The sequence below is a fragment of the Gordonia spumicola genome (assembly GCF_009932475.1).
Taxonomy (GTDB): domain Bacteria; phylum Actinomycetota; class Actinomycetes; order Mycobacteriales; family Mycobacteriaceae; genus Gordonia; species Gordonia spumicola.
This window is the reverse complement of record NZ_BJOV01000005.1, coordinates 2,147,291-2,173,381: the sequence shown is the minus strand read 5'-3', so window position 1 is coordinate 2,173,381 and position 26,091 is coordinate 2,147,291. Positions and strand designations below refer to the sequence as shown.

Annotated in this window: 22 protein-coding genes, 1 pseudogene, 1 CRISPR repeat array and 1 riboswitch; of the genes and pseudogenes, 14 read left to right on the top strand and 9 right to left on the bottom strand. The window is 69.6% G+C overall.

Translation table 11 applies throughout. From position 1 onward, the window contains the following. Positions 1 to 12: 12 nt before the first annotated feature. Positions 13 to 4,314: a CRISPR direct-repeat array (repeat unit 28 nt; unit sequence GGACCATCCCCGCCTGCGCGGGGAGCAC). A gap of 324 nt (positions 4,315 to 4,638) precedes the next feature. The 3 genes from GYB83_RS21410 to GYB83_RS21400 all read left to right on the top strand — a co-directional run bounded on the left by GYB83_RS21410 (position 4,639) and on the right by GYB83_RS21400 (position 6,814). After that, a complete protein-coding gene (locus tag GYB83_RS21410) occupies positions 4,639 to 5,856 on the top strand; it encodes an acyltransferase (RefSeq protein ID WP_228461700.1) in 1,218 nt (405 codons plus the stop codon). A 47-nt stretch (positions 5,857 to 5,903) separates the two neighbouring features. After that, the gene (locus GYB83_RS21405) at positions 5,904 to 6,218 is read left to right on the top strand and encodes a thiamine-binding protein (RefSeq protein ID WP_161897297.1); all 315 of its coding nucleotides are present in this window, start codon (positions 5,904 to 5,906) and stop codon (positions 6,216 to 6,218) included. Positions 6,219 to 6,295: 77 nt separating this feature from the next. Beyond that, the gene (locus tag GYB83_RS21400) at positions 6,296 to 6,814 is read left to right on the top strand and encodes a hypothetical protein (protein WP_161897296.1); all 519 of its coding nucleotides are present in this window, start codon (positions 6,296 to 6,298) and stop codon (positions 6,812 to 6,814) included. A gap of 7 nt (positions 6,815 to 6,821) precedes the next feature. Here GYB83_RS21400 and GYB83_RS21395 read toward each other — a convergent pair whose 3' ends face one another. Then, the gene (locus tag GYB83_RS21395; protein WP_161897656.1) at positions 6,822 to 7,910 is read right to left on the bottom strand and encodes a CapA family protein; all 1,089 of its coding nucleotides are present in this window, start codon (positions 7,908 to 7,910) and stop codon (positions 6,822 to 6,824) included. A gap of 114 nt (positions 7,911 to 8,024) precedes the next feature. Then, positions 8,025 to 8,208: riboswitch (cobalamin riboswitch) on the top strand. 32 nt (positions 8,209 to 8,240) lie between these two features. Between GYB83_RS21395 and GYB83_RS21390 the strand changes: the two genes are divergently transcribed. The 6 genes from GYB83_RS21390 to GYB83_RS21365 all read left to right on the top strand — a co-directional run bounded on the left by GYB83_RS21390 (position 8,241) and on the right by GYB83_RS21365 (position 13,526). Continuing rightward, positions 8,241 to 9,203, top strand: coding sequence for an ABC transporter substrate-binding protein (locus tag GYB83_RS21390; RefSeq protein ID WP_308469727.1), 963 nt, complete (start codon positions 8,241 to 8,243; stop codon positions 9,201 to 9,203). Between the two features lie 95 nt (positions 9,204 to 9,298). Continuing rightward, a complete protein-coding gene (locus GYB83_RS21385) occupies positions 9,299 to 10,267 on the top strand; it encodes a FecCD family ABC transporter permease (RefSeq protein ID WP_161897294.1) in 969 nt (322 codons plus the stop codon). Beyond that, on the top strand, positions 10,264 to 11,067 hold the full coding sequence (locus GYB83_RS21380; RefSeq protein ID WP_161897293.1) for an ABC transporter ATP-binding protein: 804 nt from the start codon (positions 10,264 to 10,266) through the stop codon (positions 11,065 to 11,067). Before GYB83_RS21385 ends, GYB83_RS21380 begins: the two co-directional genes overlap by 4 nt. Further along, positions 11,064 to 11,801, top strand: coding sequence for a (2Fe-2S) ferredoxin domain-containing protein (locus GYB83_RS21375; protein ID WP_161897292.1), 738 nt, complete (start codon positions 11,064 to 11,066; stop codon positions 11,799 to 11,801). The genes GYB83_RS21380 and GYB83_RS21375 overlap by 4 nt, the downstream gene beginning before the upstream one ends. Continuing rightward, positions 11,794 to 12,606 (top strand): Cof-type HAD-IIB family hydrolase, encoded by an 813-nt coding sequence (locus GYB83_RS21370; protein ID WP_228461696.1) that lies wholly within the window; start codon positions 11,794 to 11,796, stop codon positions 12,604 to 12,606. Before GYB83_RS21375 ends, GYB83_RS21370 begins: the two co-directional genes overlap by 8 nt. Next, positions 12,603 to 13,526, top strand: a complete 924-nt coding sequence (locus GYB83_RS21365; protein WP_161897291.1) for a hypothetical protein — start codon at positions 12,603 to 12,605, stop codon at positions 13,524 to 13,526. The genes GYB83_RS21370 and GYB83_RS21365 overlap by 4 nt, the downstream gene beginning before the upstream one ends. Before the next feature lie 6 nt (positions 13,527 to 13,532). Here GYB83_RS21365 and GYB83_RS21360 read toward each other — a convergent pair whose 3' ends face one another. From GYB83_RS21360 to GYB83_RS21345, 4 genes and pseudogenes are all read right to left on the bottom strand, one after another. Next, the gene (locus GYB83_RS21360) at positions 13,533 to 14,288 is read right to left on the bottom strand and encodes an amino acid ABC transporter ATP-binding protein (RefSeq protein WP_371865351.1); all 756 of its coding nucleotides are present in this window, start codon (positions 14,286 to 14,288) and stop codon (positions 13,533 to 13,535) included. After that, positions 14,288 to 16,067 (bottom strand): annotated as a pseudogene (locus GYB83_RS21355) (ABC transporter substrate-binding protein/permease). The gene GYB83_RS21360 and the pseudogene GYB83_RS21355 overlap by 1 nt, the downstream one beginning before the upstream one ends. A 129-nt stretch (positions 16,068 to 16,196) precedes the next feature. After that, a complete protein-coding gene (locus GYB83_RS21350) occupies positions 16,197 to 16,535 on the bottom strand; it encodes a histone-like nucleoid-structuring protein Lsr2 (RefSeq protein WP_161897290.1) in 339 nt (112 codons plus the stop codon). A 55-nt stretch (positions 16,536 to 16,590) separates the two neighbouring features. Next, positions 16,591 to 17,346, bottom strand: a complete 756-nt coding sequence (locus tag GYB83_RS21345; protein ID WP_161897289.1) for a hypothetical protein — start codon at positions 17,344 to 17,346, stop codon at positions 16,591 to 16,593. 1 nt (position 17,347) lies between these two features. Between GYB83_RS21345 and trhO the strand changes: the two genes are divergently transcribed. The 5 genes from trhO to GYB83_RS21320 all read left to right on the top strand — a co-directional run bounded on the left by trhO (position 17,348) and on the right by GYB83_RS21320 (position 21,912). Further along, positions 17,348 to 18,190, top strand: coding sequence for an oxygen-dependent tRNA uridine(34) hydroxylase TrhO (trhO, locus tag GYB83_RS21340; protein WP_161897288.1), 843 nt, complete (start codon positions 17,348 to 17,350; stop codon positions 18,188 to 18,190). Further along, on the top strand, positions 18,178 to 19,209 hold the full coding sequence (locus GYB83_RS21335) for a CobW family GTP-binding protein (protein WP_161897287.1): 1,032 nt from the start codon (positions 18,178 to 18,180) through the stop codon (positions 19,207 to 19,209). The genes trhO and GYB83_RS21335 overlap by 13 nt, the downstream gene beginning before the upstream one ends. 142 nt (positions 19,210 to 19,351) lie before the next feature. Beyond that, complete coding sequence (locus tag GYB83_RS21330; RefSeq protein WP_161897286.1) at positions 19,352 to 20,449, top strand: N-acetylmuramoyl-L-alanine amidase; 1,098 nt, start codon at positions 19,352 to 19,354, stop codon at positions 20,447 to 20,449. Positions 20,450 to 20,479: 30 nt separating this feature from the next. After that, positions 20,480 to 21,376: an SDR family oxidoreductase gene (locus GYB83_RS21325; RefSeq protein ID WP_161897285.1), complete on the top strand. Its 897-nt coding sequence runs from the start codon at positions 20,480 to 20,482 to the stop codon at positions 21,374 to 21,376. Next, positions 21,373 to 21,912 carry a nucleosidase gene (locus GYB83_RS21320; RefSeq protein ID WP_161897284.1) on the top strand — a complete coding sequence of 180 codons (540 nt, stop codon included), beginning with the start codon at positions 21,373 to 21,375 and terminating at the stop codon, positions 21,910 to 21,912. The genes GYB83_RS21325 and GYB83_RS21320 overlap by 4 nt, the downstream gene beginning before the upstream one ends. A 16-nt stretch (positions 21,913 to 21,928) precedes the next feature. Here GYB83_RS21320 and GYB83_RS21315 read toward each other — a convergent pair whose 3' ends face one another. The 4 genes from GYB83_RS21315 to GYB83_RS21300 form a co-directional block, all read right to left on the bottom strand. Beyond that, entirely contained in the window at positions 21,929 to 22,846 is a 918-nt protein-coding gene (locus GYB83_RS21315; RefSeq protein WP_161897283.1) for a DUF6542 domain-containing protein, read from the bottom strand. A gap of 63 nt (positions 22,847 to 22,909) precedes the next feature. Further along, on the bottom strand, positions 22,910 to 23,965 hold the full coding sequence (locus GYB83_RS21310) for a DNA recombination protein RmuC (protein WP_228461694.1): 1,056 nt from the start codon (positions 23,963 to 23,965) through the stop codon (positions 22,910 to 22,912). Between the two features lie 47 nt (positions 23,966 to 24,012). Continuing rightward, entirely contained in the window at positions 24,013 to 24,549 is a 537-nt protein-coding gene (locus tag GYB83_RS21305) for a methylated-DNA--[protein]-cysteine S-methyltransferase (RefSeq protein WP_161897282.1), read from the bottom strand. Further along, positions 24,546 to 26,045, bottom strand: coding sequence for an AlkA N-terminal domain-containing protein (locus tag GYB83_RS21300; protein ID WP_161897281.1), 1,500 nt, complete (start codon positions 26,043 to 26,045; stop codon positions 24,546 to 24,548). The genes GYB83_RS21305 and GYB83_RS21300 overlap by 4 nt, the downstream gene beginning before the upstream one ends. Positions 26,046 to 26,091 lie beyond the last annotated feature (46 nt).

Here is a 26,091-nt window from a genome sequence, read left to right as displayed (position 1 = left end):
TAGTAGCCGCCGGGACCATCCCCGCGTGCGCGGGGAGCACTCACCGACGACGACCGCCGGATGTTGCGAGACAGGACCAGCCCCGCCTGCGCGGGGAGCACTTCGCGGAGGCCGCGGGCAACGATGTCGCGAAGGGACCATCCCCGCCTGCGCGGGGAGCACCAGGAACGTCCGGCGATGCGTACCCGGATCGAGGGACCCGTCCCCGCCTGCGTGGGGAGCACCCGAACGCATCGTGACGCGGATTCCCTCGGCCCGGGACCATCCCCGCCTGCGCGGGGAGCACGCGAGCAGTCCGGCCAGGCCGTGCGCGACGCCGGGACCATCCCCGCCTGCGCGGGGAGCACCCGACGAAGCTGAAGGAACTGATCGAGAACCAGGGACCATCCCCGCCTGCGCGGGGAGCACCCAGTGGCGGTCACGCGCTGGACGTAGTCACCGGGACCATCCCCGCCTGCGCGGGGAGCAGTCTACTCGCGTCGTCACATGACGGACGGATTCGGGACCATCCCCGCCTGCGCGGGGAGCACAGGACTGCGGCCTGGGCCAGAGTGAGTGCCATGGGACCATCCCCGCCTGCGCGGGGAGCACCCGAAGAAGAGGGTGTCTGACCGCATGTACGGAGGACCATCCCCGCCTGCGCGGGGAGCACCTGACGCAGCACGGGCTGCGTAGCCATCGCGAGGGACCATCCCCGCCTGCGCGGGGAGCACGCCGTTGCGTGCCTTGGCCCAGTCATCGACCAGGGACCATCCCCGCCTGCGCGGGGAGCACTCCTGGTGATGCTCCGGCCACGACCCCGTCGAGGGACCATCCCCGCCTGCGCGGGGAGCACTCGGCGAGCTTCCAGGTGATGCGGCGACGCTTCGGACCATCCCCGCCTGCGCGGGGAGCACGTCTGCGCGATGATGATCGGCGCACGTAGCGCGGGACCATCCCCGCCTGCGCGGGGAGCACTCGCGGTCGGTGGTCGCCTTGGTGACGGCGGCCGGACCATCCCCGCCTGCGCGGGGAGCACTTGCCCGTTACGTCGGACCACGCGGGCTGCAAGGGACCATCCCCGCCTGCGCGGGGAGCACGAGTTCATGCTCGCGATCGCGCCGTTCGTGCTGGGACCATCCCCGCCTGCGCGGGGAGCACGGTGTGCGCGCATCGGGCCCCCTCGGTGTGAAGGGACCATCCCCGCCTGCGCGGGGAGCACGGGACGATCGTCATCAACCCCGACGACGCGGCAGGACCATCCCCGCCTGCGCGGGGAGCACGAGCAGGGAGTGTGTCGCGACCCGCCCCGACAGGGACCATCCCCGCCTGCGCGGGGAGCACGACGGGACGACCTTCTCCTCGACGGAGGACGTCGGACCATCCCCGCCTGCGCGGGGAGCACGCGGTCCGATCGTCGATCCTCGCGACCGCCGCGGGACCATCCCCGCCTGCGCGGGGAGCACTTGGGCGGCATGAGCACGATCAGAATCCGGGACCGGACCATCCCCGCCTGCGCGGGGAGCACGCGGGCGCGAAGAACCGTGCCGGGACGGCGGCCGGACCATCCCCGCCTGCGCGGGGAGCACATATGCCGATCAGCGCCGCGGGGTGTCGCCAACGGACCATCCCCGCCTGCGCGGGGAGCACCCGGTCGGCCGGGATGCGCCGATGATCCGCTACGGACCATCCCCGCCTGCGCGGGGAGCACCCGTTGCTGCATCCAGTAGATGTTCTTCCAGATGGGACCATCCCCGCCTGCGCGGGGAGCACATCACGCCGGTATGGGGTTCGATCGGTATGTCGGGACCATCCCCGCCTGCGCGGGGAGCACAATCCGCGGGACCCCATCGACACGCCCATCAGCGGACCATCCCCGCCTGCGCGGGGAGCACGACGCATCGTGCGGGAGCGTCCCCGGCGCGATGGGACCATCCCCGCCTGCGCGGGGAGCACCTCGTGCAGGTCGGTTCGATCATCGGCGGCGTGGGACCATCCCCGCCTGCGCGGGGAGCACCAATCCAGATGCGATGGACGCTAGACCAGCACGGGACCATCCCCGCCTGCGCGGGGAGCACAGCCCGATCGCGACAAGGTCCTGAGCCTGATACGGACCATCCCCGCCTGCGCGGGGAGCACGCCTACGTCGCCAACGACTACCCCTTCGTCGACGGACCATCCCCGCCTGCGCGGGGAGCACGGCAAGGTCCGCGTCTACCTCGACGACCACCGGGGACCATCCCCGCCTGCGCGGGGAGCACCGGGGACGGTGACCGCAAGGATCTTCGCCTCCGGGACCATCCCCGCCTGCGCGGGGAGCACCCTCGACGTCGAGGAGATCACCCTCCGCATCCAGGACCATCCCCGCCTGCGCGGGGAGCACACCGACGGCCGGAAGCACGTCGAGATCGGATTGGGACCATCCCCGCCTGCGCGGGGAGCACGCCTACGCCGCCCCTTGCCCCTCCCTGATGACGGGACCATCCCCGCCTGCGCGGGGAGCACTGCATGCCAACCCCCGCGTGCGCGGGGGGTCCGGGACCATCCCCGCCTGCGCGGGGAGCACTCGGTGGTCATCGAGGTCCCGTCTGATTGGGAGGGACCATCCCCGCCTGCGCGGGGAGCACCTCTCGGAGTTGCTGGCGGCGGTCCCGGATGCGGGACCATCCCCGCCTGCGCGGGGAGCACGCGGGTCTCGGCAGCGGCGCGGTGCTCGGCGAGGGACCATCCCCGCCTGCGCGGGGAGCACGTCGGCAAGACCGGCCGCTCGCGGGCGGCCGAGGGACCATCCCCGCCTGCGCGGGGAGCACCGAATCCAGTTGCACTCGGGCGCCGAGGCCGTGGGACCATCCCCGCCTGCGCGGGGAGCACCCGCCAGATCGTGCCGGACTTTCCAGGCAAGGAGGACCATCCCCGCCTGCGCGGGGAGCACTCGTCGGAGTGGACTTCGGTGACGGTGCGGCCGGGACCATCCCCGCCTGCGCGGGGAGCACGCGAGCGCACTTAGCTTCCTCCGGGCCGTCAAGGGACCATCCCCGCCTGCGCGGGGAGCACCATAGCGATCCAAGCGCCAATGATTCGAGCGCGGGACCATCCCCGCCTGCGCGGGGAGCACGCACCGGGGTAGAGGTTCAGCGTCTTCCACGCGGGACCATCCCCGCCTGCGCGGGGAGCACTTCGTCAACGGGCTCACCAATTTCGAGCCCACCGGACCATCCCCGCCTGCGCGGGGAGCACACGTCGGCCCGGACATCAGACCTCATCCCGAAGGGACCATCCCCGCCTGCGCGGGGAGCACTTGATGGTGGCTCCGGTACGAACCGGATCGTCGGGACCATCCCCGCCTGCGCGGGGAGCACTTCGCTTTCTCTGCCTTCCGGCGAGTCTTCCGGGGACCATCCCCGCCTGCGCGGGGAGCACCCGGCAGATCGTGCCGGACTTTCCAGGCAAGGAGGACCATCCCCGCCTGCGCGGGGAGCACGGGGACCATGAAGGCAGCTAAAGCACCTGCGGGGGACCATCCCCGCCTGCGCGGGGAGCACGAGCAGGGAGTGTGTCGCGACCCGCCCCGACAGGGACCATCCCCGCCTGCGCGGGGAGCACCGGCAGGCCGACCTCGCCGCGTTCCCACCCGCGGGACCATCCCCGCCTGCGCGGGGAGCACACGGCGGCGGGAGCGGCGCTCGATGCGGCGACGGGACCATCCCCGCCTGCGCGGGGAGCACCTGCCGACTCTGTCGCCGTCGACGACACGGGCGGGACCATCCCCGCCTGCGCGGGGAGCACGTCCCGATCTCAAACCCGACCGACCAGCTCGGGGGACCATCCCCGCCTGCGCGGGGAGCACTTCGACTCGTAGCGGGCCGACACGCGGACGCCGGGACCATCCCCGCCTGCGCGGGGAGCACCCCAATGATCGGCTGCAGGCACGTCATCGCCAGGGACCATCCCCGCCTGCGCGGGGAGCACCTGCTCGGGAACTCCTCGACGATTGCTGCCCGGGGACCATCCCCGCCTGCGCGGGGAGCACGAGGTCCGCGTCCTCCGCCCCGACGGGACGACCGGACCATCCCCGCCTGCGCGGGGAGCACTGCTCGCAGCTGCACCTCGGACGTGATGGCACGGGACCATCCCCGCCTGCGCGGGGAGCACGTGGACGACGGCGCGCGGAAGGTGACCCACGGGGGACCATCCCCGCCTGCGCGGGGAGCACACCGACCCGATGCCGGAGCCGTTCGCGCGAGCCGGACCATCCCCGCCTGCGCGGGGAGCACGCGCGGTCGATGTCGCGGATTGCAGCCAGAACGGGACCATCCCCGCCTGCGCGGGGAGCACACTTCTTGACCTGGGACGATACATGGTGATTTCCGGTTTCAGGATGACTTTGTGCGAGAGTGACCGGTCAACTCCGAGGCTACGTGGCTACCAGGGGCCTGAAGACGCGGCGGGCGACTTCCCGAGGATGACTGAACGACATGGGAGGGACCGCGAGGCCTTCGCAGCCAGGTCGAGTCACCTCGACACGGCGTCAAGGCGGTGCCCGCACTTCTTCGACAACCGGGACCATCTCGCCTTCGACTCGCTCCCAGCCGATTGACAGGGTCGGTTCCTACACTCGCGGGACGAGGGGATTCTTACGAGGGCGAGAGGTACAGACCAGTGCAACAGACCATCTCCAGGCCCGTCGTCGTCGAACGCGCCGTCGAGGAGAGGACTGCGCCGCAGCGGCCTCCGCGGGCCTTGACCGCCGACTTCGTGCGGGTCGTGCTGTTCACCTGCGTGGTGATCGCGCACAGCGTCAACGGCATCGCCTACGGGCCGGATGAGCTCCAGGCGACGAGCCTGCTCGGGGTGATGCTGCACGTGACGCGGTACGGCTTCGTCGCGGTCACCCTGTTCGTGCTGGTCCTGTCCACGCGCGGGCGGACGGTGTCGCCGGTGACGTTCTGGCGCAGGCGGTTCGGTCTCGTCGTCGGCCCGTATCTCGTGTGGTCGGTGATCTACATGGTGTCGCCGCACCTGATCGGTCGGGACGATCCGTTCCCGAGCGCGGGCAGCTTCGTCGGCGACACGGCGCACGCGATCGCGACCGGCGAGGCGAAGTACCAGCTGTACTTCCTGCTCATCTCGATGCAGATCTACCTGGCGTTCCCCGTCCTCGCGTGGCTGTTCAAACGCACGGAGAATCGCCCGTGGTGGGTCGTCGGGACGGCTGCGGTGATCCAGGTCGGGATGTTCTCGGTGTACCAATACCTTCCGCGCCCGACCGGACCGGTGTGGAACGTCGTCTACGAGAACCTGTGGAAGACGCTGCCGATGTACGCGCTGTTCATCGCGATCGGCGGCGTGGCCGCCCAACACTACGAACAGCTGGAGGAGTGGCTGCGCGAGCACACGCTCGGAGTCGTCGTGGCATGCGCGGCGGGCGCCGCGGTCAGCATCGTCTGGTTCTTCTGCGCGACGTCGTTCGACGACGTCCCGCCGGGTGTGACCAGCCCGTGGAACGCCGCGTTCCTACCCTGGTGGGTCGCCTCATTCGTGCTCCTGTGGCTCGGCGCGACGTGGTGGGACGCGATGCGCAGGGCGGGTCATCGGGTCGGAGCCCGAACGGTGTCGGCCGCCACGCTCCGGGCCTTCGGAGTGTTCGCCGTCCACCCGCTGATCCTCGACCTCCTGGCGAGGTTCGGTTTCTTCGGTGAACTGTTCGCGCGGTTCCCCGACTCCGGGACCGCGCGCGGCGCGGCCCTCGTCGCGGCGACGCTCCTCCTGTCGCTCCTGGCCGTCGAGGTTCTCCTGCGCACCCCGTTCAGCAAGTGGCTCGTCGCCCGCGACCGCATTCCGATGCGCCGACAGACGCCGACTCCGACGACGGCGTGACTGTCGGCGGGTTGCGGCAGGGCCGGGACATGGCAGAGGGTGGACGCATGATCGTCGCATTCTCCGTCGCCCCCTCCGGCGCGGGCGGCAACCCGGACGGATCCGTCCACGAAGCCGTCGCACAGGCCGTCCGAGTCGTCAGGGAATCGGGCCTGCCCAACCGGACGTCGAGCATGTTCACCGAGGTCGAGGGCACGTGGGACGAGGTGTTCGACGTCGTCAAGCGGGCTACCGAAGCCGTCGCACCGTACGGCTCGCGGATATCCCTGGTGATCAAGGCCGACATCCGTCCGGGGTTCGACGGCGAGATCGACGGCAAGCTCGAACGCCTCGAACGAGCCATCGCCGACAGCGGTCAGTGACGGGTCGACGCTGCGCTCGACATCGTGACCGGCCGTCACGGGTAACGTCTGTGCCGACAGATTCGAGGAGGATCCACATGCGACGTACGGTCGGGGCACTGATGATCATCGGAGCGGTCGCAAGCGTCGCCGCCTGCGGACGCGACGACATCGCCGGTCAAGTCCAGGAGACCGACACCGTCACGGTCACCGAGACGGCCACCCCGACCGCGAAGCCGTCACCGTGCCGCCCCGCCGACGGGGCCGACTCGTGCGTCATCACCGGAGCCGTCATCACCGGCGACCTCGCCGTCACCGGGAAGAAGGTCGTCAAGCTCGTCGACGTACGAGTCAGCGGATCGGTCGACCTCAACGGGTCGTCGCAGGTCAGCGTCATCGGTTCGAAGGTGAGCGGCGCGCTCACGGTCACGACGGCGGGCGGAGCCACGGTCACCTCCACGACGGTCGGCGGCCGACTCCTCGTCGACGACGCGCGGACCGTCACCCTGCTCCGCAACACCGTCGGCGGCGACCTCGACTGCAGCGTGCGACGCGTCGGCGGCAACGGGAACACCGTCGGCGGCGACACCACCGGCCCCTGCGCCGACCTGGCCTGACCGGACGTCAGCGCACCGGGCGGAACCTCGTCCCGATCCGGCCGTTCATGTCCGGTGAGATCTCGTTGATGAACGCCAACGCCTCGGCCTTCTCCGCGCCGCGGTACGGCGTCGGAACGTAGTCGTTGTACTCGGACTTGCTGGACAGGCGCGTCGGTATCACCCGGTACTCGGCGCCCGAGACGGTCTCGCCGGTCACCGTCAGTCGGGTCTGCAGGATCATCGTCCGCTTGTCCGACGGATTCGTGTTGCCGCCGAACGAGAAGTTCCCGAGCGAGTAGGCGATCAGCTTGCCCTTGTACGTCGACATCGACTGCAGCACATGCGGGTGGGTTCCGATGATCGCGTCCGCGCCCTGATCGATCGCGTACCGGGCCAACGACGTCTGGACCTCGTACGGCCGATTCTGCGACTCGATGCCCCAGTGGAAGTACGGGATGACGACCTGTGCGCCCTCGGCCCGCAGGGTCGAGAAGTCGGTGCGGATCTTGGCACGGAACGACGGTGTGTCGGCCCAGGCCTGATATCCGACGAGACCGACGCGGACGCCCTTCACGTCGCGGATCACGCGGAAGTCGTAGTCCGACCCCTCCGACGCGTCACCGGTCCCGACGTAGTCGACGCCCACCGCGTCCAACGCACGAGTCGTGTCCTCGAAGCCGCCGCGACCGTAGTCGTAGGTGTGGTTGTTCGCCAGCGTCACCACGTCGATGCCCGCCGCGGGCAGCGACTTCGCGACCGCGGGATCACCGAAGAAGTGGTACGTCTCGCCGTCGCCCTTGTACCGCTCCTGGCGCCGCTTCGTCAGCGCCACCTCGAAGTTCGCGACAGTCAGATCGTCGGAGCTGAAGTAGCGCTTCACGTTCTGGAAGAAGTAGTCGGGTGAATCGCCCGATCGCGCCCACAGTTCGGGCAGCGTCCCGCCGCCGAAGTCCTTGTCGGTGCCCAGGATGTTGTCCCCGACCCAACTGATCGTGATCGTCCTGGTCGCGGGCGTCTGCGGCCGCACCGGGGCATTGGCGCGGAAGTTCGAATCGATGATCCCGCTGTCGGCCGCGGTGGGCGAGACCACCGGGGCGGCACTGGCCCCGACCATCACAAACAACGCGGCCGTCGTCACCGCGGCCACACCGATACGTCCGATTGACACCCGATCATCCAAGCGGGTTTCACCCCGGTCGGCAAGCCGTCGAACGGCGGACCTCGGGTACCATCAGCGCGACGTCGCGGTGTTCGGGAAGTCCGGTGTGAAACCGGCGCGGTACTCGCCACTGTGAGCAGGTCCGGCAGGACCGTGGAGCTGACGACTCCGAGCCACTGGGATCACCCGGGAAGGCTGTTTCTGCCGGTAGACCCTGCGAAGCCAGGAGACCGGCCGTGACCGACCCCGAAGAGTTTTCCACGAGTCATGGAAGGCGGGTGTACCTTGCGTACCCGTTTCACAGTCGGCGCCACCCTTGTCGCCGCCACAGCCCTGTTGTCCGGATGTTCCAGTACTAACGGCGACGATCCCGCGTCCGGTGCGATCAGTGTCGAGAACTGCGGTCGCACGGTCACTCTCGCGGCGCCGGCGAAGGCCGCGATCACCCTCAACCAGGGAGCCACCGAGACGGCGCTCTCGATCGGTGCGGGCGACCAGATGATCGGCACCGCCTACCTCGACGACACGATCGCACCCCAGTGGGAGCAGGCGTACTCGAAGATCCCCGTCCTCGCGAAGGAGTTCCCCGACCGCGAGACCGTGATCAGTCGCAAGCCCGACCTGCTGCTCGCGTCGTACGGCACCGCATTCGACGACAAGGCCCTCGGCAGCCAGGACGAGCTCGCGAAGATCGGCATCGCCAGCTACGTCTCGCCGTTCTCGTGCGCCGACAAGGCCAAGCGGGCGCCCGCATCGTGGGACGCGATCGCCCGCGAGACCTCGGACAACGGCGTCCTCTTCGGTCGCCCGAGCGCAGCCGACGAGGTGAACGCGGCGATGCGAACCACCGTCGACGGTGTGAAGGCCGCAGCCACCGGCCGCGGGAAGAAGATCTTCTGGTTCGACAGCGGCACCACCACGCCCTACGTCGGCGGCGGCAAGGGCGGACCGCAGCTCATCATCGACGCGGTCGGTGGAACCAACGTGTTCGCGGGCATCGACGGGAACTGGGCCGACGGCGACTGGGAGACGGTCATCACGGCCGACCCGGACGTCATCGTCCTCGCCGACGCGGGGTGGGACACCGCGCAGGCCAAGCGGGCGTACCTGGAGAACGATCCGGTCCTGAAGAACCTGCGTGCGGTCAAGACGGGCGCGTTCATCGTCGTGCCGTTCTCCGAGTCGACGCCCGGCGCGCGCCTGGCCGACGGCGCGAAGTCGGTCTCGGATCAATTGGGCGAACGCTGACCGCCGTCACCCGCACCACCGCGCCGCGCGCCGCCCGATCGGTCACCGCGTACACGCTGTGGCTGGCCGGGCTGACCGCGGCACTCATCGCGAGCATGGCGGTCGGCGTCCTCGCGGGCTCGGCCGACATCGGATTCGGCGACGTCCTACGGGCCGTCGCCGGTCAGGTCGGGATCGGGTCCGGGGTCGATGCGAGCACGGCGTACATCGTCGTCGACCTGCGGTTGCCGCGGGTGGTCGAAGGCGCGGTCATCGGCGCCGGTCTCGCATTGTGCGGCAGCGTGCTGCAGTCCCTGACGGGCAACGTCCTCGCCGACCCGTACATCCTCGGACTCGCGTCCGGCGCATCGGTCGGCGCCACCGCTGTCATCACCCTCGGCGTGTCGGTGGCCGGCCTGGCGGGAACCGCGTCGGTGACGGCGGCAGCCTTCCTCGGAGCGGTCGTCGCGCTGTTGCTGGTGTTCGCGATCGCCACCACGCGGTCGGGCGCGCTGCTGCCCAGCCGCCTGATCCTGGCGGGTGTCGCAGTCGCACAGGCCGGTTCGGCACTGTCGGCGATTCTGATCCTCCGTGCCGACGTCGGAGCCGCCGACCGGGTGATGCGGTGGACGCTCGGTTCGCTCGCCGGTGCGCGATGGTCGACGATGCCGGTCATCCTGGTGGTCGTCGGCGTGGTCGCCGTCGGTGTGCTCGCGTCGTCGCGCACCCTCGACGCGTTCGCGTTCGGGGAGCGCAGCGCGATGTCGCTCGGCGTCAACGTGGCCGCCACCCGCTGGGCGTTGTACGGAACGGTCTCGATCTGCACGGCCGTGATGGTGGCGCACAGCGGGATCATCGGGTTCGTCGGACTCGTCGTCCCGCACGCCGCCAGGATGATCGTCGGACCGATGCACGCCAGACTGCTGCCGATCGTCGTCCTGGCCGGGGCACTGCTGCTCGTGTGGTCGGACGTGATCGCGCGGACCGTCGTCGACCAGCAGGAACTGCCCGTCGGCCTGGTGACGGCGGTGATCGGCGTCCCGGCGTTCGTGTGGCTGCTGAGACGGCGCGGAGGAGACACATGACCGAACCGGCCGTGACAGCATCCACCCCGACAGCGCCTACCGTGACGGTCCGCGGGGCGACGGTCCGACTGTCGTCCGCCACGCTCCTGCACGACGTGTCGTGCACCGCGCCCGCCGGGCGGGTGACCGGGCTCATCGGACCCAACGGCTCGGGCAAGACCACGCTGTTGTCGTTGATCGCACGCTGGCGCGCGCCGTCGACGGGTTCCGTGCACATCGACGACACGCGCGTCGATTCGATCGGGCGGCGCGACTACGCCCGCCGCGTCGCCGTCGTCGAACAGCACTCCGGGACCGAACTCGACCTGACCGTGGAACAGGTCGTCGGCCTCGGCAGCATCCCGCACCGCGGCGGGTGGGCGAGCCCGTCCGCCGTCCACGATGTGCAGCCGTACCTTCGCGCGATGGGCCTCGACGATCTGCGCCTGCGCACCTGGCGGACGCTGTCGGGAGGCGAACGGCAGAAGACACAGGTCGCGAGGGCGCTCGCGCAGCGTCCCGACGTGCTGGTGTTGGACGAGCCGACCAATCATCTCGATCCGGCGGCCGCCCTCGACCTCATGGACGGGGTGCGCCGCAGCGGCCGGACGACGGTCGTCGCGCTGCACGACCTCGCGCTCGCCGCGGCCTACTGCGACCGGCTCGTGGTGCTGGCCGCCGGCCGGGTGGTCGCCGAGGGGCCGCCGGAGAAGGTGCTGACCACGGCGCTGCTCGCCGACGTCTACGGACTCGACGCCGACGTCATCGAGCACCCGCGGACCGGCAGGCCGCTCATCGTCCCCTGCGGGACCGTCCGATGACCGCCGACTGGGTGATCGTCACCGCGCCGACCGACCGCGGCGGCGAGCCCGCGGCCGACCTCGCGGCGGCGCTCGACGTGCTGCGCGCCCGGATGCCCCGCACCGAGTTCCGCGCGGCCGTCCTCGGCGGCGGCTCGACGGTGACGCAGGCGTTGGACGCGGCGGCCGACGCCTGCGCGCGGACAGTGCTCGTCGTCAGCGGTCAGACCGTCGCCGACCGGAAGAACGACGCGTGGTTCCGACGGGTCATCGGGCACTGGCTGCGGACCAGGGAGGACTCCCCGGACGTCCGCATCGGGCCGCCGCTCACCGACCTGGACCGGTTCGCGGATCTCCTCGCCGACGCCGTCGCCGACGGCGGGGAACCGGCCCGGGCGACGACGGCGCCCATCACCTCACCGGCGTGGGAGGACGTCCCCGGCTTCGCCCGACACGTCCTCGTCTGCCGCGGCCCGCGGTGCTCGGCGCAGGGCAGCGGCGAGACGCAGCGGTCGCTGAGCGACGCACTCGACGCCCGCGGACTCGGCGACGACGATGTCCTCGTCACCCTCACCGGCTGCATGTTCCCCTGCAATCAGGCCCCCGTCGTCGCGGTGTACCCCGACGACACCTGGTACGGCGGACTCACCGACGAACGCGTCGATCGGTTCGTCGACGAGCATCTCGTCGGCGGGCGCGCGGTCACCGAATGGGCCGCGCCGGGCCGCGGGCGATACCGTGGCGGATGTGACTGACATCCGCCTGGTGGTCTGCGACATGGACGGCACACTCCTCGACGCGGACGGGGCGGTGCCCGACGGCTTCTGGCCGCTGCTGGACGACATGACCTCCCGCGGCATCGTGTTCGTCCCGGCGAGCGGTCGGCAGTATCAGAGCCTGCACCGCCTGTTCGCGCACGTGCCGCAGGCGCTCTCGTACGTGGCCGAGAACGGTGCGGTCACCATGCACGAGGGGACACTGCTGCATTCGACGACCATGCGACCGGACTTCGTCGCCCGGGTGGTCCGCGCCGTCCGCGACGCCAACGCGGGCGGAAGACGGGTGCGGGCGATCCTCTGCCGAGTGCCGGGGGCGCTGGTGGAGGCGCAGGATCCGGAGTTCGCCGTCCACGCCGCCCAGTACTGTGCCGAGCTCGACGTCGTCGACGACCTCGCCGCCGACACCGACGGCGTCGTCAAGATCGCGATCTACGACCTCGACGATCCCGCCGAGACGGCGCGCGACGTGTTCGCGCCGTTCGGCGAACACCACAATCTGGTGGTCTCCGGCGAACACTGGATCGACATCACCGCGCGCGGTGTCGACAAGTCCGTCGGCGTCCGCCTGCTGCAGGCCGAACTCGGCGTGAGCGCGGAACAGACGATCGCGTTCGGCGACTACCTCAACGACCTCGAGATGCTCGGGGCGGCGGCGACGTCGTATGCGATGGACAACGCGCACCCGACGATCGCCGACGCGGCGACACACCGCGCGCCGTCCAACGTCGAGCACGGCGTCGTCACGGTCCTGTCCCGACTCCTGGGTAAGGTTCACCCATGACCGATGATCTGGCCGCCCGGCTCCTCGACGCCCAGGTCGAGTTCGCATTGAGCCAGCTCACCGACCCCGACGCGTTCGCCGAGATCGCCCGCGAAGAGATCACGGCCTTCCTCGCCGACGCCTCGCACCTGACGCTGTCCGAGGCGGTGTCCCGCGACATGATCAAGGCGGTCGCCCACAAGTACGCGATCGCCTTCCCCGTCGAAGGGGCGATCCCCGAACTCGTCGGACAGGTCGCCGCACGCCTGTACCGGCTGTCCCGTGACGGCGACGTCCGGCTGCCCGACGTCATCGACCGCAAACACTTCGACGAGCTCGCGGCCGGTGTCGCCGACCTCGGCATCACCCGCCGCCTCGTGGACCGGGTCTTGGACAGCCCGGTCACCGTCGACGCCGCCGTCGACGTGGTGCAGCGGGCCGTCGACTCCTCCCGGCTGCCCGAGCGACTCGGCCGGATCGTCGACGCGTCCGTCGAGAAGGTGACGCGTCGCGGCGCCCGATTCGTGTTGAGCGCCAACCGGAACGACTCGGACGAACTGGTGGCGGACGCGCTCTCCGACGTGTGGCGGGCCGGTTCGGACAACAACACGGTCGGCCTCGTCGAACCGGGCGACGTCGAGGACGTCGTCGTGTTGATCTTCGAGTTCTGGCGGACCTTCCGCGACACCGACTACTTCGCGGGGCTCCTGTCCGAGGGCGTCGACGAGGTGTTCGAGGCGTACGGGGACACTCCGCTGGCCGAACTGCTCGCCGAACTCGGCGTCGGCTACGACGACCTCGTCGAAGAGGCCATGCGCTTCGGACCGCACGTCATCGCCGAGGTGGACCGCCGCGGATTCCTGGAGGCCGCCGTGCGCCGCAGGCTCGCGCCGTTCTACGCGTCCGAGGCCTTCGCGGCGGCCGTCGACCCCGCCTCCTGACGCAGGTCAGAGGACCTGCGACAGGAAGGTCCGGAGGCGCTCGCTCTCAGCCGCCTCGAACACCTTCTGCGGGGTTCCGGTCTCGACGACGCGGCCCTCGTCCATGAACACGACGTTGTCGGAGACATCGCGTGCGTAGCCCATCTCGTGGGTCACGACGATCATCGTCATGCCCTCCTGAGACAGTTCGGCCATCAGCCCGAGGACGCCCTTGACCAGTTCCGGGTCGAGCGCACTGGTCGCCTCGTCGAAGAACATGATCTCCGGGGTCATCGCGAGAGCGCGCGCGATGGCGACGCGCTGCTGCTGGCCGCCGGACAGCGTGGACGGCCGGACGTCGGCCTTGTGCCGCAGTCCGACGGCGTCCAACTGGGCGAGGGCGAGGGCGTACGCCTCGTCCTTGGCGAGTCCGCGGAGCTTCTGCGGTGCCAGTGCGACGTTCTGCGCGACAGTCTTGTGCGGGAACAGGTTGAACTGCTGGAACACCATTCCGATACGGCGACGCAAGACGTCCGGATTGTCCTTGAGCACCGAGCGGCCGTCGACGAGGATGTCGCCCTGCTGCGGCTCGTGGAGCCTGTTGAGGACGCGCAGCAGCGTCGACTTGCCCGATCCGGACGGGCCGATGACGGTCGTCGTGGTTCCGGCGGCCACGTGGATGTCGACGCCGTGCAGCACCTTGTGGTCGCCGAACGACAGGTGGAGGTCGCGGCCGGTCAGGGACACGGCAGACGGCGAGGTGAGGGGAGTGCTCACGATGATCAGGCCTTTCCGACGCGCAGGCGCTTGTCGATGTAGTTGACCAGGTGGGTCAGCGGCACGGTCAGGATCAGGTACAGCAGACCCGCGGCGAGCAGCGGCGTCAGGTTGCCGCTGTCGGCGTTGAAGTCCTTGCCGACGGCGAACAGGTCGCGCTGCATCACGGTCAGGCCGAGGAAGTAGATCAGCGACGAGTCCTTGATGAGGACGATGAACTGGTTCATCAGTGCGGGCAGCACACGGCGGACGCCCTGCGGGATGACGACGAGGCGCATCGACGACCCGTACGAGAATCCGAGCGCGCGCGAGGCTTCCATCTGACCGGCCTCGACGCTCTGGATGCCGGAGCGGAAGATCTCGCCGATGTACGCCGCGGCCAGCAGCCCGAGCGCGATCGAACCGAGCCAGAACGGGTTGCCGCCGGTCAGGTCCTTGACCACCGGGCCGAAGCCGAGTCCGACCATGAGGATGACGACGACGGCGGGCAGACCGCGGAAGATGTCGGTGTACACGCGGGCGGGCCAGCGCAGCCATCGGGTGCGGGAGATGCCCGCGACCGCGAGAAGCAGGCCGAGGACGGTGCCGATCACCCCCGACGTCAGCGCGATCTTCAGGGTGTTCGGCAGGCCGGTCGTGAACAGGTCGGGCAGCGCCTGACGGAACTTCTCACCGTTGAAGAACGTCTCCCGCAGCTGCTCGAGGGTGCTCTTCGGGGCGACGGCCTGTGCCTGCTCCTTCTTGCTCGCATTGGCCTTCGCGATGGCCTCGAAGTCGGGGAGCACCGGAGCCGGAGCCGATTTCGAACCCGGCTTCCAGCCCGCGGGCAGGGTGCGCGGAGCCCAGTCCTTGTAGAGCGTGGCCCACGTGCCGTCGGCGATGATCGCGTCCAGCGCGCTGTTCAGCGCGTCGACGAGCTTCGGGTTGCCCCTGTTGACGGCCCATGCGGTGAAGTTGTTGATGCTGAAGGTGTTCTCCAGGATCGCCATGCCGTCCGACGGCTGAACCGTTCCCTCGGCCTGCTGGCTGGGCGCGACCCACGCGTCGATCTGCCGCGACTTCAGGTTCGCGTACGCGGTGGCGTAGTCGGGGAACTTCACCGGGTTCAGGTGCAGGGGTGTTCACGACGTAGTCGTCCTGCACGGTGCCCTGGACGACGCCGATGCGCGTCGATCCGTTGAGGTCGCCGAATCCCTTGATCGAGCCGCCGACCGGCGCCACGAGAGAGAAGTAGCCGAAGTCGTAGCCGTTGGTGAACGCGACGGTCTGGCGTCGTTCGTCGGTGGTGGTGATCGACGACGACCCGACGTCGAAGCGCTTGCCCGCCACCTGGGCGAGGAGGCCCGAGAACTCGGTCCCGACGAACTCGACCTGCAGTCCGAGCTTGCCCGCCATGGCCTTCAACATCTCGTTGTCCATGCCGGTGTACTGCTGCTTGGTGTTGACGCAGATGCTCGGCGGAGCATCGCCGAGGGTGCCGACGATGATGGTGCCGGGCTTGATGAGGCCGAGATCGTTCTTGTCGATCTGGTCGAGCGGAGTCACCGACTCGGTGGTGTAGCGGTCGGGAGCCTGTGCGCTCTTGGCGAGGTTGGTCGGCGCGGCCGACGCGCTGTTCACGCCGGGCGGCGCGCACAGACTCGCGTCGTCACCATCGCTCGAGTCGGAGGACGATCCGCATGCGGCGAGGGCTCCGACAAGCAGCACCACGATCAGCAATGGCAGCCAGCGGCGTCGAGACGGCAGGGACGAGATGCGTCGCCTCACCGTGGAAAGGGCAGTCATGGTTGGTCAGGATAGCCGGACCGTCACCGTCGACGACGACTAAAAGTCACGGTGACGTGAATCCCCGCGGAATGAGACAGCGCCCCGAACCGAGTCGCGGTTCGGGGCGCTGTGACCGTCTTGTCGACGTCAGTTCGCGGCTTCGTAGGCGGCGAGGACGTCGGCCGGGATGCGGCCGCGGTCGCTCACGGTGAAGCCGTTGGCGTTCGCCCATTCACGGATCACCCGGGTGTTGGCCGCGGGGCGGGTTCCGCCCGTCGCGGGACGACGCTGCTGCGCGCGGTTCACGATGCGCGACGCGGCGACATATGTCGCGACATGATTGCGGAACTCTTCGGCGTGTTCGGGCGACGTGTCGAACTCGTAGCTCTTGCCGTCGATGCTCCAGCGCACGGTCTCGTATTCATCGTCGAGCAGCTCGGCACCGTCGATGTCGTCGACGATCTTGATAACGGTCTTCTTTGCCATAGGTTCCCTCTCGCGGCGAATTGGCAGCTATATCAGCGCCCACTGTACACGTATTTCAGCGTGTCGGAACAACACTGGAACTCGAATTCGGCGTCGACGATTCATCCGTGACGCCGGTCAGTGATTCGGGGGCTCTATCGGCGGCCCGCAGCTCTTTGTAACCCTTTGGAGTAATGGAGAATCCGCTGCCCGAGCTCGATTCGACGCAATACAGGCCGTCGGTCTCGGACAGGCACGCGAAACGGTCGACGGTGATCGCCGATCCGGGCGCCACCGTGTGGGAGCGATAGAGCACCGAGTAGCGATTGGAACAGCCTCCCGCGCGCACCCCGTCGCTCGAAAGGACGACGAGATGGCGGTCCCACGTGCAGCCCGGGTCCTCATCGGCCGGGGGCGAGGCGGGCCCGATCGTCGAATCGGACACGCACGCGAGTGCTTGCGCTCCATTGTTGCCGGTGGAGCATCGCACACTGCGGTCGGCCGACGAGAAGTGATATCCCGACACGTCCTCCCGATCGCCGTCCTGCGACGTCGCACCCTCTTGGAAATCGGAATTGCTCACGCGGGGAGCGCTTTTGATCACCCGCTCGTAGCTCCACTCGGAGGGGACGGAGTTGTCGCTCGTCCGTGCCCCGACCGATGCCGAGATCGTCGCGGGCTTCGATTCGGTCGACAGTTGATCCGTCGCCGGAATGACGATCCGATCGGGTGCACCGTTCTCGCTGAGGAGGCCGCAGCCCGAGAGGGCCGCGGCGAGCACTCCGAGGAGGGCGACGCCGACGATCGCGCCGCGAGGTCCGTACCCTTGCACTGTGGCGACTCCCAAAATCGTGTTGTTCTATGTGTTCACGCCGCTGCCCGACCCGGAGGCGATCAGCCTCTGGCAGCACTCCGTGTGCTCCGCGCTAGGCCTGCGCGGCAGGATCATCGTGTCACCTCACGGCGTGAACGCAACAGTCGGCGGTGACATCCGCGACGTCAAACGCTACGTGAAAGCCACGCGTTCATACGCGGCGTTCAAGAATGCCGACATCAAATGGTCGGACGGAGTGGGTGACGACTTCCCTCGACTGTCGGTCAAGACTCGCCCCGAGATCGTCACATTCGGCGCGCCGGACGAAGTGCGGGTGGACGCCGACGGCGTGGTCGGCGGCGGGACGCACCTGTCGCCCGAGCAATTGCACGACCTTGTCGCCAGGCGAGGCTCCGACGTCGCATTCCTCGACGGACGCAACTCGATCGAGGCGCAGATCGGTCGTTTCCGCGACGCGATCGTCCCGGAGATCGAGACCACGAGGGATTTCATTCCGCTGATCGAGAGCGGAGCGCTCGACCACCTGAAAGACAAACCGGTCGTGACCTACTGCACCGGCGGCGTGCGATGTGAGGTGCTGAGCGCGCTCATGGTCAATAGGGGATTCCGGGAGGTGTATCAACTCGACGGCGGAATAGTCCGATACGGCGAGCGATTCGGCGACGACGGACTGTGGGACGGTTCGCTCTACGTCTTCGACAAACGGATGTCCGTGGACTTCGGAGCGCCCGCGGTGATCGGGCGATGCGTCGAATGCGGCGCACCGACGTCGAACGTCGCCAATCACCCCGATCGGGACGGCCGGGAACTCGCCGTGCTCTGTGCCGAATGCGCGCATTGACGGGGAATGATCGGCACATTCCCGTCGTCGTGCTCGCCGGATTCCTCGGTGCGGGCAAGACGACGCTTCTCAATCATGTCCTCCGGCACGCGGGCGGACGTCGGATAGGGGTGCTGGTCAACGATTTCGGGTCGGTGGACATCGATTCGCTGCTCGTGTCGGGGGCGGCGGGTGGAACCGTCAGCCTGCCGGGCGGCTGCATGTGCTGCACCACGGACGCCGCGGGCCTCGGCGATGCGATCGCCGCGCTGTCGGCGCCGGACGTCGGTCTCGACGCGATCCTCATCGAAGCCAGCGGGATCGCCGAGCCTCCCGCGCTGATCCGTCTGGTCTTGGCGGCGCGGTCGGCCACGGTGTCGTACGGAGGGCTCGTCTACGTCGTCGACTCGGCGGAGTATCTGACGACCCTCGCGACGCATCCCTCGGTCCGCGGGCACGTGGCCGTCGCCGATCTGGTGGTCCTCAACAAGGCCGACACGGTGGACGACGCGGAGTCGGCGGCCGTGCGGGAGGCGGTGCGGGCGGTCAACTCCACCGCGTCGGTGCTCGCGGTGACCGATGCGGCCGTCGATCCGAGCCTGCTGTTCGACGACGCTCCCGACCGTCCGGCCGACGACGGTCCTCGCCAGCTGGCGCTGGACGACCTGCTCCGCGACGACCATCACCACGATCACCTGCACGCCGAGTTCGAATCGGTCTCGCTCGACCACGCGGGTCCGGTCGACCCGCGCAGGCTCGCGGCCTTCCTCGAGCGGCCGCCGGTCGGCGCATACCGGATCAAGGGCACCGTCCTCGTCGACCGGCCGGGGCATGCCGACGAGGCGTACGTCATCCAGGCCGTCGGGGGAGTGGTCAGGGTGACGCGCGCGCCGTGGGGCGCCCAATCGCCGTCGACGTCGCTCGTCGTCATCGGCTCGGGGTTGGACGTCGTCGGGGCCGACGCGGCACTGCGGGCGGTGCTCGGTCCCGACGCCGACGACGAACACGGCGTTCTGCATCTCACGCGGCACCTGACCTGACATCGCCCGTCTGGTCACAGGCGGTTAACGATTTCCGGCGGCGGCGGTCCGCCGTTCGACACCGACCCTCGACTACTGGTTCACTGTTACGCAAGTGATCAGTGTGACCACTGGTGTTTCGTATGGAAGGGAATCAGCGCCGATGAACGCTGTACGTGTACGTCGCGGAGTTCTCGCGGCAGCCTCGCTCGCCGCATCGTCGGCCCTCGTGCTCGGCGTCGTGGCGCCGTCGTCGAACGCGGCGCCCGCCGCGCCCGCGACCCCGGTCGCGAAGCAGCTGACCGGCAAGACGATCTTCCTCGATCCCGGACATCAGGGCTCGGCGGCGGGGCACGACCTCAACAAGCAGGTCCCCGACGGTCGCGGCGGCACCAAGGAATGCCAGACCACCGGGGCGATCTCGGTGACCGGCAAGCCCGAGCACACCATCAACTGGGACATCACCCAACTCGTGAAGGCCGCCCTCGAGAGCAAGGGCGCACGCGTCGTGCTCAGCCGCAACGACGACACCGGGTGGGGCGGCTGCGTCGACGAACGCGCCGAGGCCGCGAGTCGCTCCGGAGCGGCCGTCGCCGTCAGTCTGCACGCCGACTCCACCAGCACCGGCGCCGACGCGGCCAAGACCGGCTTCCACATGATCGTCCCGACGCTGCCGATCCCCGACAAGACGGTCGACGCCGTGCAGTCCGGTGAGGGCCGCAAGGCGTCGAACACCATGCGCGACGCCTTCAAGGCCGCCGGATTCACCCCGGCGAACTACGCGGGAGCGGTCGACGGCATCCAGACCCGTCCGGACATCGCGGCCGTCAACCTGACCCGCGTGCCCGCGGTGTTCATCGAGATGGGCAACCTGTCCGATCCGATCGAAGCCGCGGCGTTGGCGTCGCCGCAGGGCGCCGCGCGCTACGCGGTCGCCATCACCAACGGGATCTCGTCGTACGTCGACGGCAACGCCGCCGCCGCCAATCCGACGGCTCCGGTCCCCGCGCCCGGCGTCGAGAACAAGAACTCCGGCGTCACCCCGCAGGATCAGACGGTCCCGTCGGACGACTCCGCATCGGGCGTCGACCTCGCCGGACTCAGCGCCATCGGCCCGTTGATCGACGAACTCGTCAAGGCGAAGAGCCCGCAGGACGCGGCCCGCATCCTGATGACGAAGGGGCAGGACGTGTCCGCCGACGTCCTGAAGGCGATCCTGTCGGTGGTCTACTCGGTGTTCGGCGGGAAGCTCCCGATCTGATCGGGGCGAGGCCTCGGTAGGCTCTGTGGCATGGGTCTCGACTTGCGTGCACGCCTCACCACGATCCGCGACTTGTTCTGGGTTCCGACACCCGTTCCGACGCTCCGCGGCCGCACCGTGCTCATCACCGGAGCGGCGAGCGGGATCGGACGGGCGACGGCCGTCGCGGCCGCCGACGCTGGCGCGAAGCTGGTCCTCACCGACCTGACGGCGCAGGCCCTCGACGCCGTCGTCTCCGATCTCGGCGACGCCGTCGTCTACCACGCCGCGGGCGACGTCTCCGACTACGAATGGGTCGCGTCGTTCGCGAGGTCGGTGGACGCGGAGGTCGGCGTGATGGACGTCGTCATGAACGTCGCGGGGATCTCCGCGTGGGGCACCGTCGAGAATCTGGAGCACCGGCACTGGCGCAAGCTCGTCGATGTGAACCTGATGGGACCGATCCATGTGATCGAGTGCTTCGTGCCGCCGATGGTCCGGCGTGGTCGGGGCGGTCAGCTCGTCAACGTGTCGTCGGCGGCGGGATTGCTCGCGTTGCCGTGGCACGCCGCGTACAGCGCGAGCAAGTTCGGCATCCGCGGAGTGTCCGAGGTGCTGCGGTACGACCTGCGTCGCCATGGAATCGGGGTGTCGCTCGTCTGCCCGGGCGGCGTGGCGACGCCGCTCGTCGGCACCGTCGAGATCGTCGGCCTCGACCGCAGCGATCCCCGCGTCGCCAAACAGGTCGACGGATTCCACAAGATCGCGGTGTCCCCGGAGAGGGCCGCCGAGGCGATCCTCGAGGGTGTCACCAAGAACAAGTACCTGGTGTACACGTCGTTCGACGTCCGATTCGGGTATTGGTGGGCGCGCAAGTTCGCGTTCCCCTACGAGGTGGCGATGCGGATCGCGAACAACCGGTTCGATCACCTGTCCAGGCTGTCGTGAGCGTTCTCGTCGTCGCGGCCACCCGAGCGGAGGCCGCTCACGTGCCGTCCGACGTCGACGTGTTGATCACCGGAATCGGGAAGGTCCGCGCGGCGATAGCGCTCACCCGGGCGCTCGAACGCGGCGGAGCCACACGCGTGATCAACATCGGAACCGCGGGCGCGCTGCACGATCGCCATTCGGGCCTGTTCGTGCCGTCGGCCGTGGTCGAACACGACATCAGTGCGGCCGAGCTGTCGGCGATCGGCTTCGACCTGGCCGACAGGTGGGAGATCGACGGGGGCGACGGCACCGTGCTCGCCACCGGAGACACGTTCGTCACCGACGTGGATCATCGGGCCATGCTGGCGCGACGCGCCGACCTCGTCGACATGGAGGGCGCCGCCGTCGCGCAGGTGTGCCGGGCGTATCGCGTGCCGTTGACGCTCGTGAAAGTGGTCAGCGACAAGGCCGACGACTCGGCGATGGACTGGCCGCAGGTCGTCGACGCCGCGGCCCGGGACCTCGCCGCATGGCTGGCAGAGAACGGCGTGTAGACCCGTCGTCGAGACGTCAGTCGTCGAGACCGGCGGCGAGGTCTTCGATGTGGCCGCGTTCGCGAAGCTGCTGTCCCGCCGTCTGGCGCTGCGACTTCGGGGGCCTGGACCGGGTCGGCTCCGGACGACGCGGCTGAGCCGGAGTCGCCGTCGGGGCCTGCGCCTGCGGAGCCTGACGGGCGGGGATGCGGGTGGTCGCCGCGGCGGCCGCAGGCTTCGGAGCCTGGCGCTGTGCGGTGCGCTTCGGCTGCTGAGCCTGTTTCGTCTGCGGTGCCGGGGCCTGGCGTGAGGGAGCCGTCCGCGCCGCGGTCTTCGTGGTGGCCGCGTCCGACGAGCGACGCTCGCGCGACGGAGCGGTCCTGGCCGAACCCTTGGTGGCGGGCGCCTTCGTGGCGGCGGACTTCGGCCGACCGGCCTTCGACGCGGAGCCTTTCGACGACCCCTTCGTGGTCGGCTTGCCGCCGCCGATCCGACGTGTCAGCGGGCTGAACAGGCGTTTGTCGGCGGGGCCGGTGAAGGCCAACCGGGCGAGGACGACCAGCAGTGCGGCGATGAAGGCGACGATCATCCACGGGAACGCGTTCGCGATCGGCAGGACGACCTTGATGATGACGGTCTTCTTGTCGGTCGAGCCCGTGTGCTGGCTGAACAGTGCGACGATGCCGACGATGAAGGCGATGAGCGGTGGCTGGACGGCCGCCGTGAACAAAGCCCGGCGTCGGACGACGAGCGCGGCGAGGATCGAGCCCAGGACCAGGCAGATCTTGAAGATCCGGCCGAGGGGAGGAGTCTCGTCCGCGCTGAGGAAGGCTCCGACGGCGGTGAAGCCGGTTGCCAGGAGGGTCGCGGCCCACCACGGCAGACCACGGACCGCCGGAATGACGGACTGCTGGTCGGCGGGCACGGCTGAGCCGGCGAACGATCGGGGAAACACACCTAGACGGTACCGGTACGTGGTGCCAACCGGCCCCATCCGAGCCCGTGAGTTTCCTGAAAACTAGGTGCGCGGTGACATGGATCTCACCGTGGCGTCGACGGGTTTCAGGCGCGTGCGGTCGGTCGTCGTCTGGCCGGGCGACACCGCCAGCGCCTCCAATTCCGACAACTTTCGTGCGGTGACTCCGAGGCGGGTGTCGACGGCTCCGATCGCGGAGTTGTAGCTTTCGACGGACCGTCGCAGCGCCGACCCGACCTTGTCGAGGTGCCCGAGCACCTGGTCGATGCGTCGGTACAGTTCGCGCCCCAGGGTCTGGATCTGTTCGGCGTCCTCGGCCATCGCGTGCTGACGCCACCCGAGCGCGACGGTGCGGAGGAGCGCGATCAACGTGCCGGGTGTCGCCAGCACGATGTCCCTGGCGAAGGCGTAGTCGAGGAGGTCGGCGTCGTGTTGCATCGCGGCGTCGAGCACGCCGTCGCCCGGGAGGAACAGGACGACGAACTCCGGTGAGCTGGCCTGCGCCGACCAGTACGACTTCGCCGACAGGGAGTTGATGTGCGCGCGCACCGCCTGCGCGTGGCGGACGGCCTTGTCGTGGGCCGCCTCCGGGCTGATGCCCGCCGACGTCGAGTCGAGGAACGCCTGCAGGGGGACCTTCGCGTCGACGACGATGGTCCGACCGCCCGCGAGGTGGACGACCATGTCGGGCCGGACCACGCGGTCGGCGGTCTGGCCGTGAACCTGCGTCGAGAAGTCGCAGTGCCGCGACATGCCGGACAGTTCGACGACCCGCTCGAGCTGGATCTCGCCCCAGCGGCCCCGGATCTGCGGGGCCTGCAGGGCTCCGGCGAGTCGCGCGGTCTGCTCGTGCAGTCGATGCGACGTCAGCTGCATGCCGCGGACCTGCTCGCTCAGCCCGGCGAAGGCGTGGACCCGGTTGTGTTCGGAGCGGCGGAGCTCGTCGGACAGCTGGCCGAGCGTGTCGCGCAGCGGGGCGACCATGTCGGCCGACGGGAGGTCGGCCGCGTCGCGTCTGGCGGCGCTGTGCGCGAACCACCCGAGCAACGCCCCGATGACGAGGCAGACGGGTCCGATGACGGCTGCAGTCGTTGTCATGCGGCCATCATGGACCTCGCCTCCGACAATTCGCCGGTCGCCGCCGGTCAAGCCGCTTTCGCGGAGGTCTCCCGGTCGATGAGGGACCGTTTCACCTGAAGCCCGTACCGGAAGCCGCCGAGTGCCCCGCCGATGCGGACCACGCGGTGACACGGCACGAAGAGCGCGGCCGCGTTGCGCGCGCAGCACGATGCGGCACCGCGGACGGCGGCCGGATTGCCCGCCAGTTCGGCCAGGCGCGAGTACGTGACGGGCGGCCCCGGCGGGACCCGGCGGAGGGCGGACCACGCCGCGGTCAGGAACGGGCCGGATGTCTGCCGCACGCGGATGCGCGACGGGGCGTCGAGGTCGCCCGCGTAGTAGGACTCCACGGCCGCGATCGCGTCGCCGCCGTCCCCGTGCCGCATGGCGTCCCGCCGCGGGTCTTCCCGCAGCGACGGCGCGATCAGGTTGTGCAGGTACGCCGGATCGTCCGTCCAGCCGGACGCGTAGACGACGCCGTCGTCGTCGACGATCACGGTGAAACGGCCGTCGGGCGTGTCGACGCCCGCCCAGGTGAACTCGGGTGGAGGGAAGGTGGTCATGTGCGTGCTCCTTGTTCGGATGCCCGGTCTTCGATGAGGTGAGCGAGCTGTCTGCGCCACAGGTGCATCGACGCGTACGACCGCCACGGTCGCCACGACGTGGCGTCGTCCGGGCCCGCTCCGAGGTCGGCGAGCGCCCGGTCGATCACCAAGTCGGCGCGGGGCAGGACGTCCGGATCGCCGGTGACCCGCATGACCACCTGGTCGGCGGTCCAGTATCCGACGCCTTTCAGACGCAGCAGGTCCGCTCGTAAGTCAGACGCATCGACCCCCGCGTGCAGTTCCATCCCCTGTCCACAGGCAGCGGCCGCCCCGGTGATCGCGGCGATCGAACGAGAGGGTCCGGTGAGGACGTCCGCGCCGCGGGCTGCGATCGATCCGGCGGTCGGGAACAGGTGCGTGAGGTGATCGTCGGCCCACGGGAGGGGCTCGCCGAGCGCCGCGACGAGTCGGCCGGTCCTGGTCCTGGCGGCCTTGACGCTGACCTGTTGGCCGAGCATCACCCGGGTGAGCGTCTCGGCGCCGTCGACGCTGCCCGGCAGTCGTATCCCGGGGTGCGCGGCCACGAGGGGACCGAGGATCGGGTCGGAGCCCAGCGTCGCGTCGACGGCGACCGGGTCGGCGTCGAGGTCGAGGAGTCGGCGGACGCGATTGACCGCGGCGCCGAGGTCGGCGAGGTCGAGGTGATCGAAACGGACGGCCGCGTGGTCGCCCTCGAGCGTCACCTGGACGGTCGCGGGCCCGTGCGGCAGCGACAGGCTGCGGCGGTACGTCCGCCCGTCGCAGTGCTCGATGCCGGGAACCGCGTGCGAGGCGAGCCCGTACATGGTCCACGCGGCGTCGTAGGGCGGGCGGAACGGCAGTTTCAGCGAGATCGCGTCGCTGTGTCCGCCCGGCGCGTGAGCGGTGCGTCGGCCCGCCGCGCGCAGTTCGGTCGGTGTCGCGGCGTACATCTCGCGCATCGTGTCGTTGAACTGCCGGACGCTGGAGAAGCCCGCCGCGAAGGCGACGTCGGTGACGGTGAGGTCGGTCGCGGTGAGCAGGATCCGCGCGGAGACCGCCCGGTGCGTGCGGGCGAGCGCCGCGGTCCCCGCACCGAGTTCGGTGGTCAGCACCCGACTCAGATGCCGTTCGGTGTAGCCGAGCGCGGACGCCAGCCCGCCGACGCCGCCGCGGTCGACGACGCCGTCCGCGATCAGTCGCATGGCGCGGGCGGCGAGGTCCGCGTCGTTGTTCCAGCGCGGAGAGCCGGGTGTCGCGTCCGGGAGGCATCGGCGGCACGCCCGGAAGCCGCGGACGGCCGCCGCGGCCGCCGTCGGCACGAAGTCGACGTTCTCGCGCTTGGGCGTTCGCGCCGGGCAGGACGGCCTGCAGTAGATGCCGGTGCTGTGGACGATGGTCACGAACTGGCCGTCGAACCGCTTGTCCCGGGCGGCGAGTGCGCGGTAGCAGCTGTCGAAGTCGAGTCGACGATGGGCGAGTTCGGTGTCGGTCACTCGTTCACCATGCCGCCGCGCATCGGGCCTCGTCTAGCGGAAAACA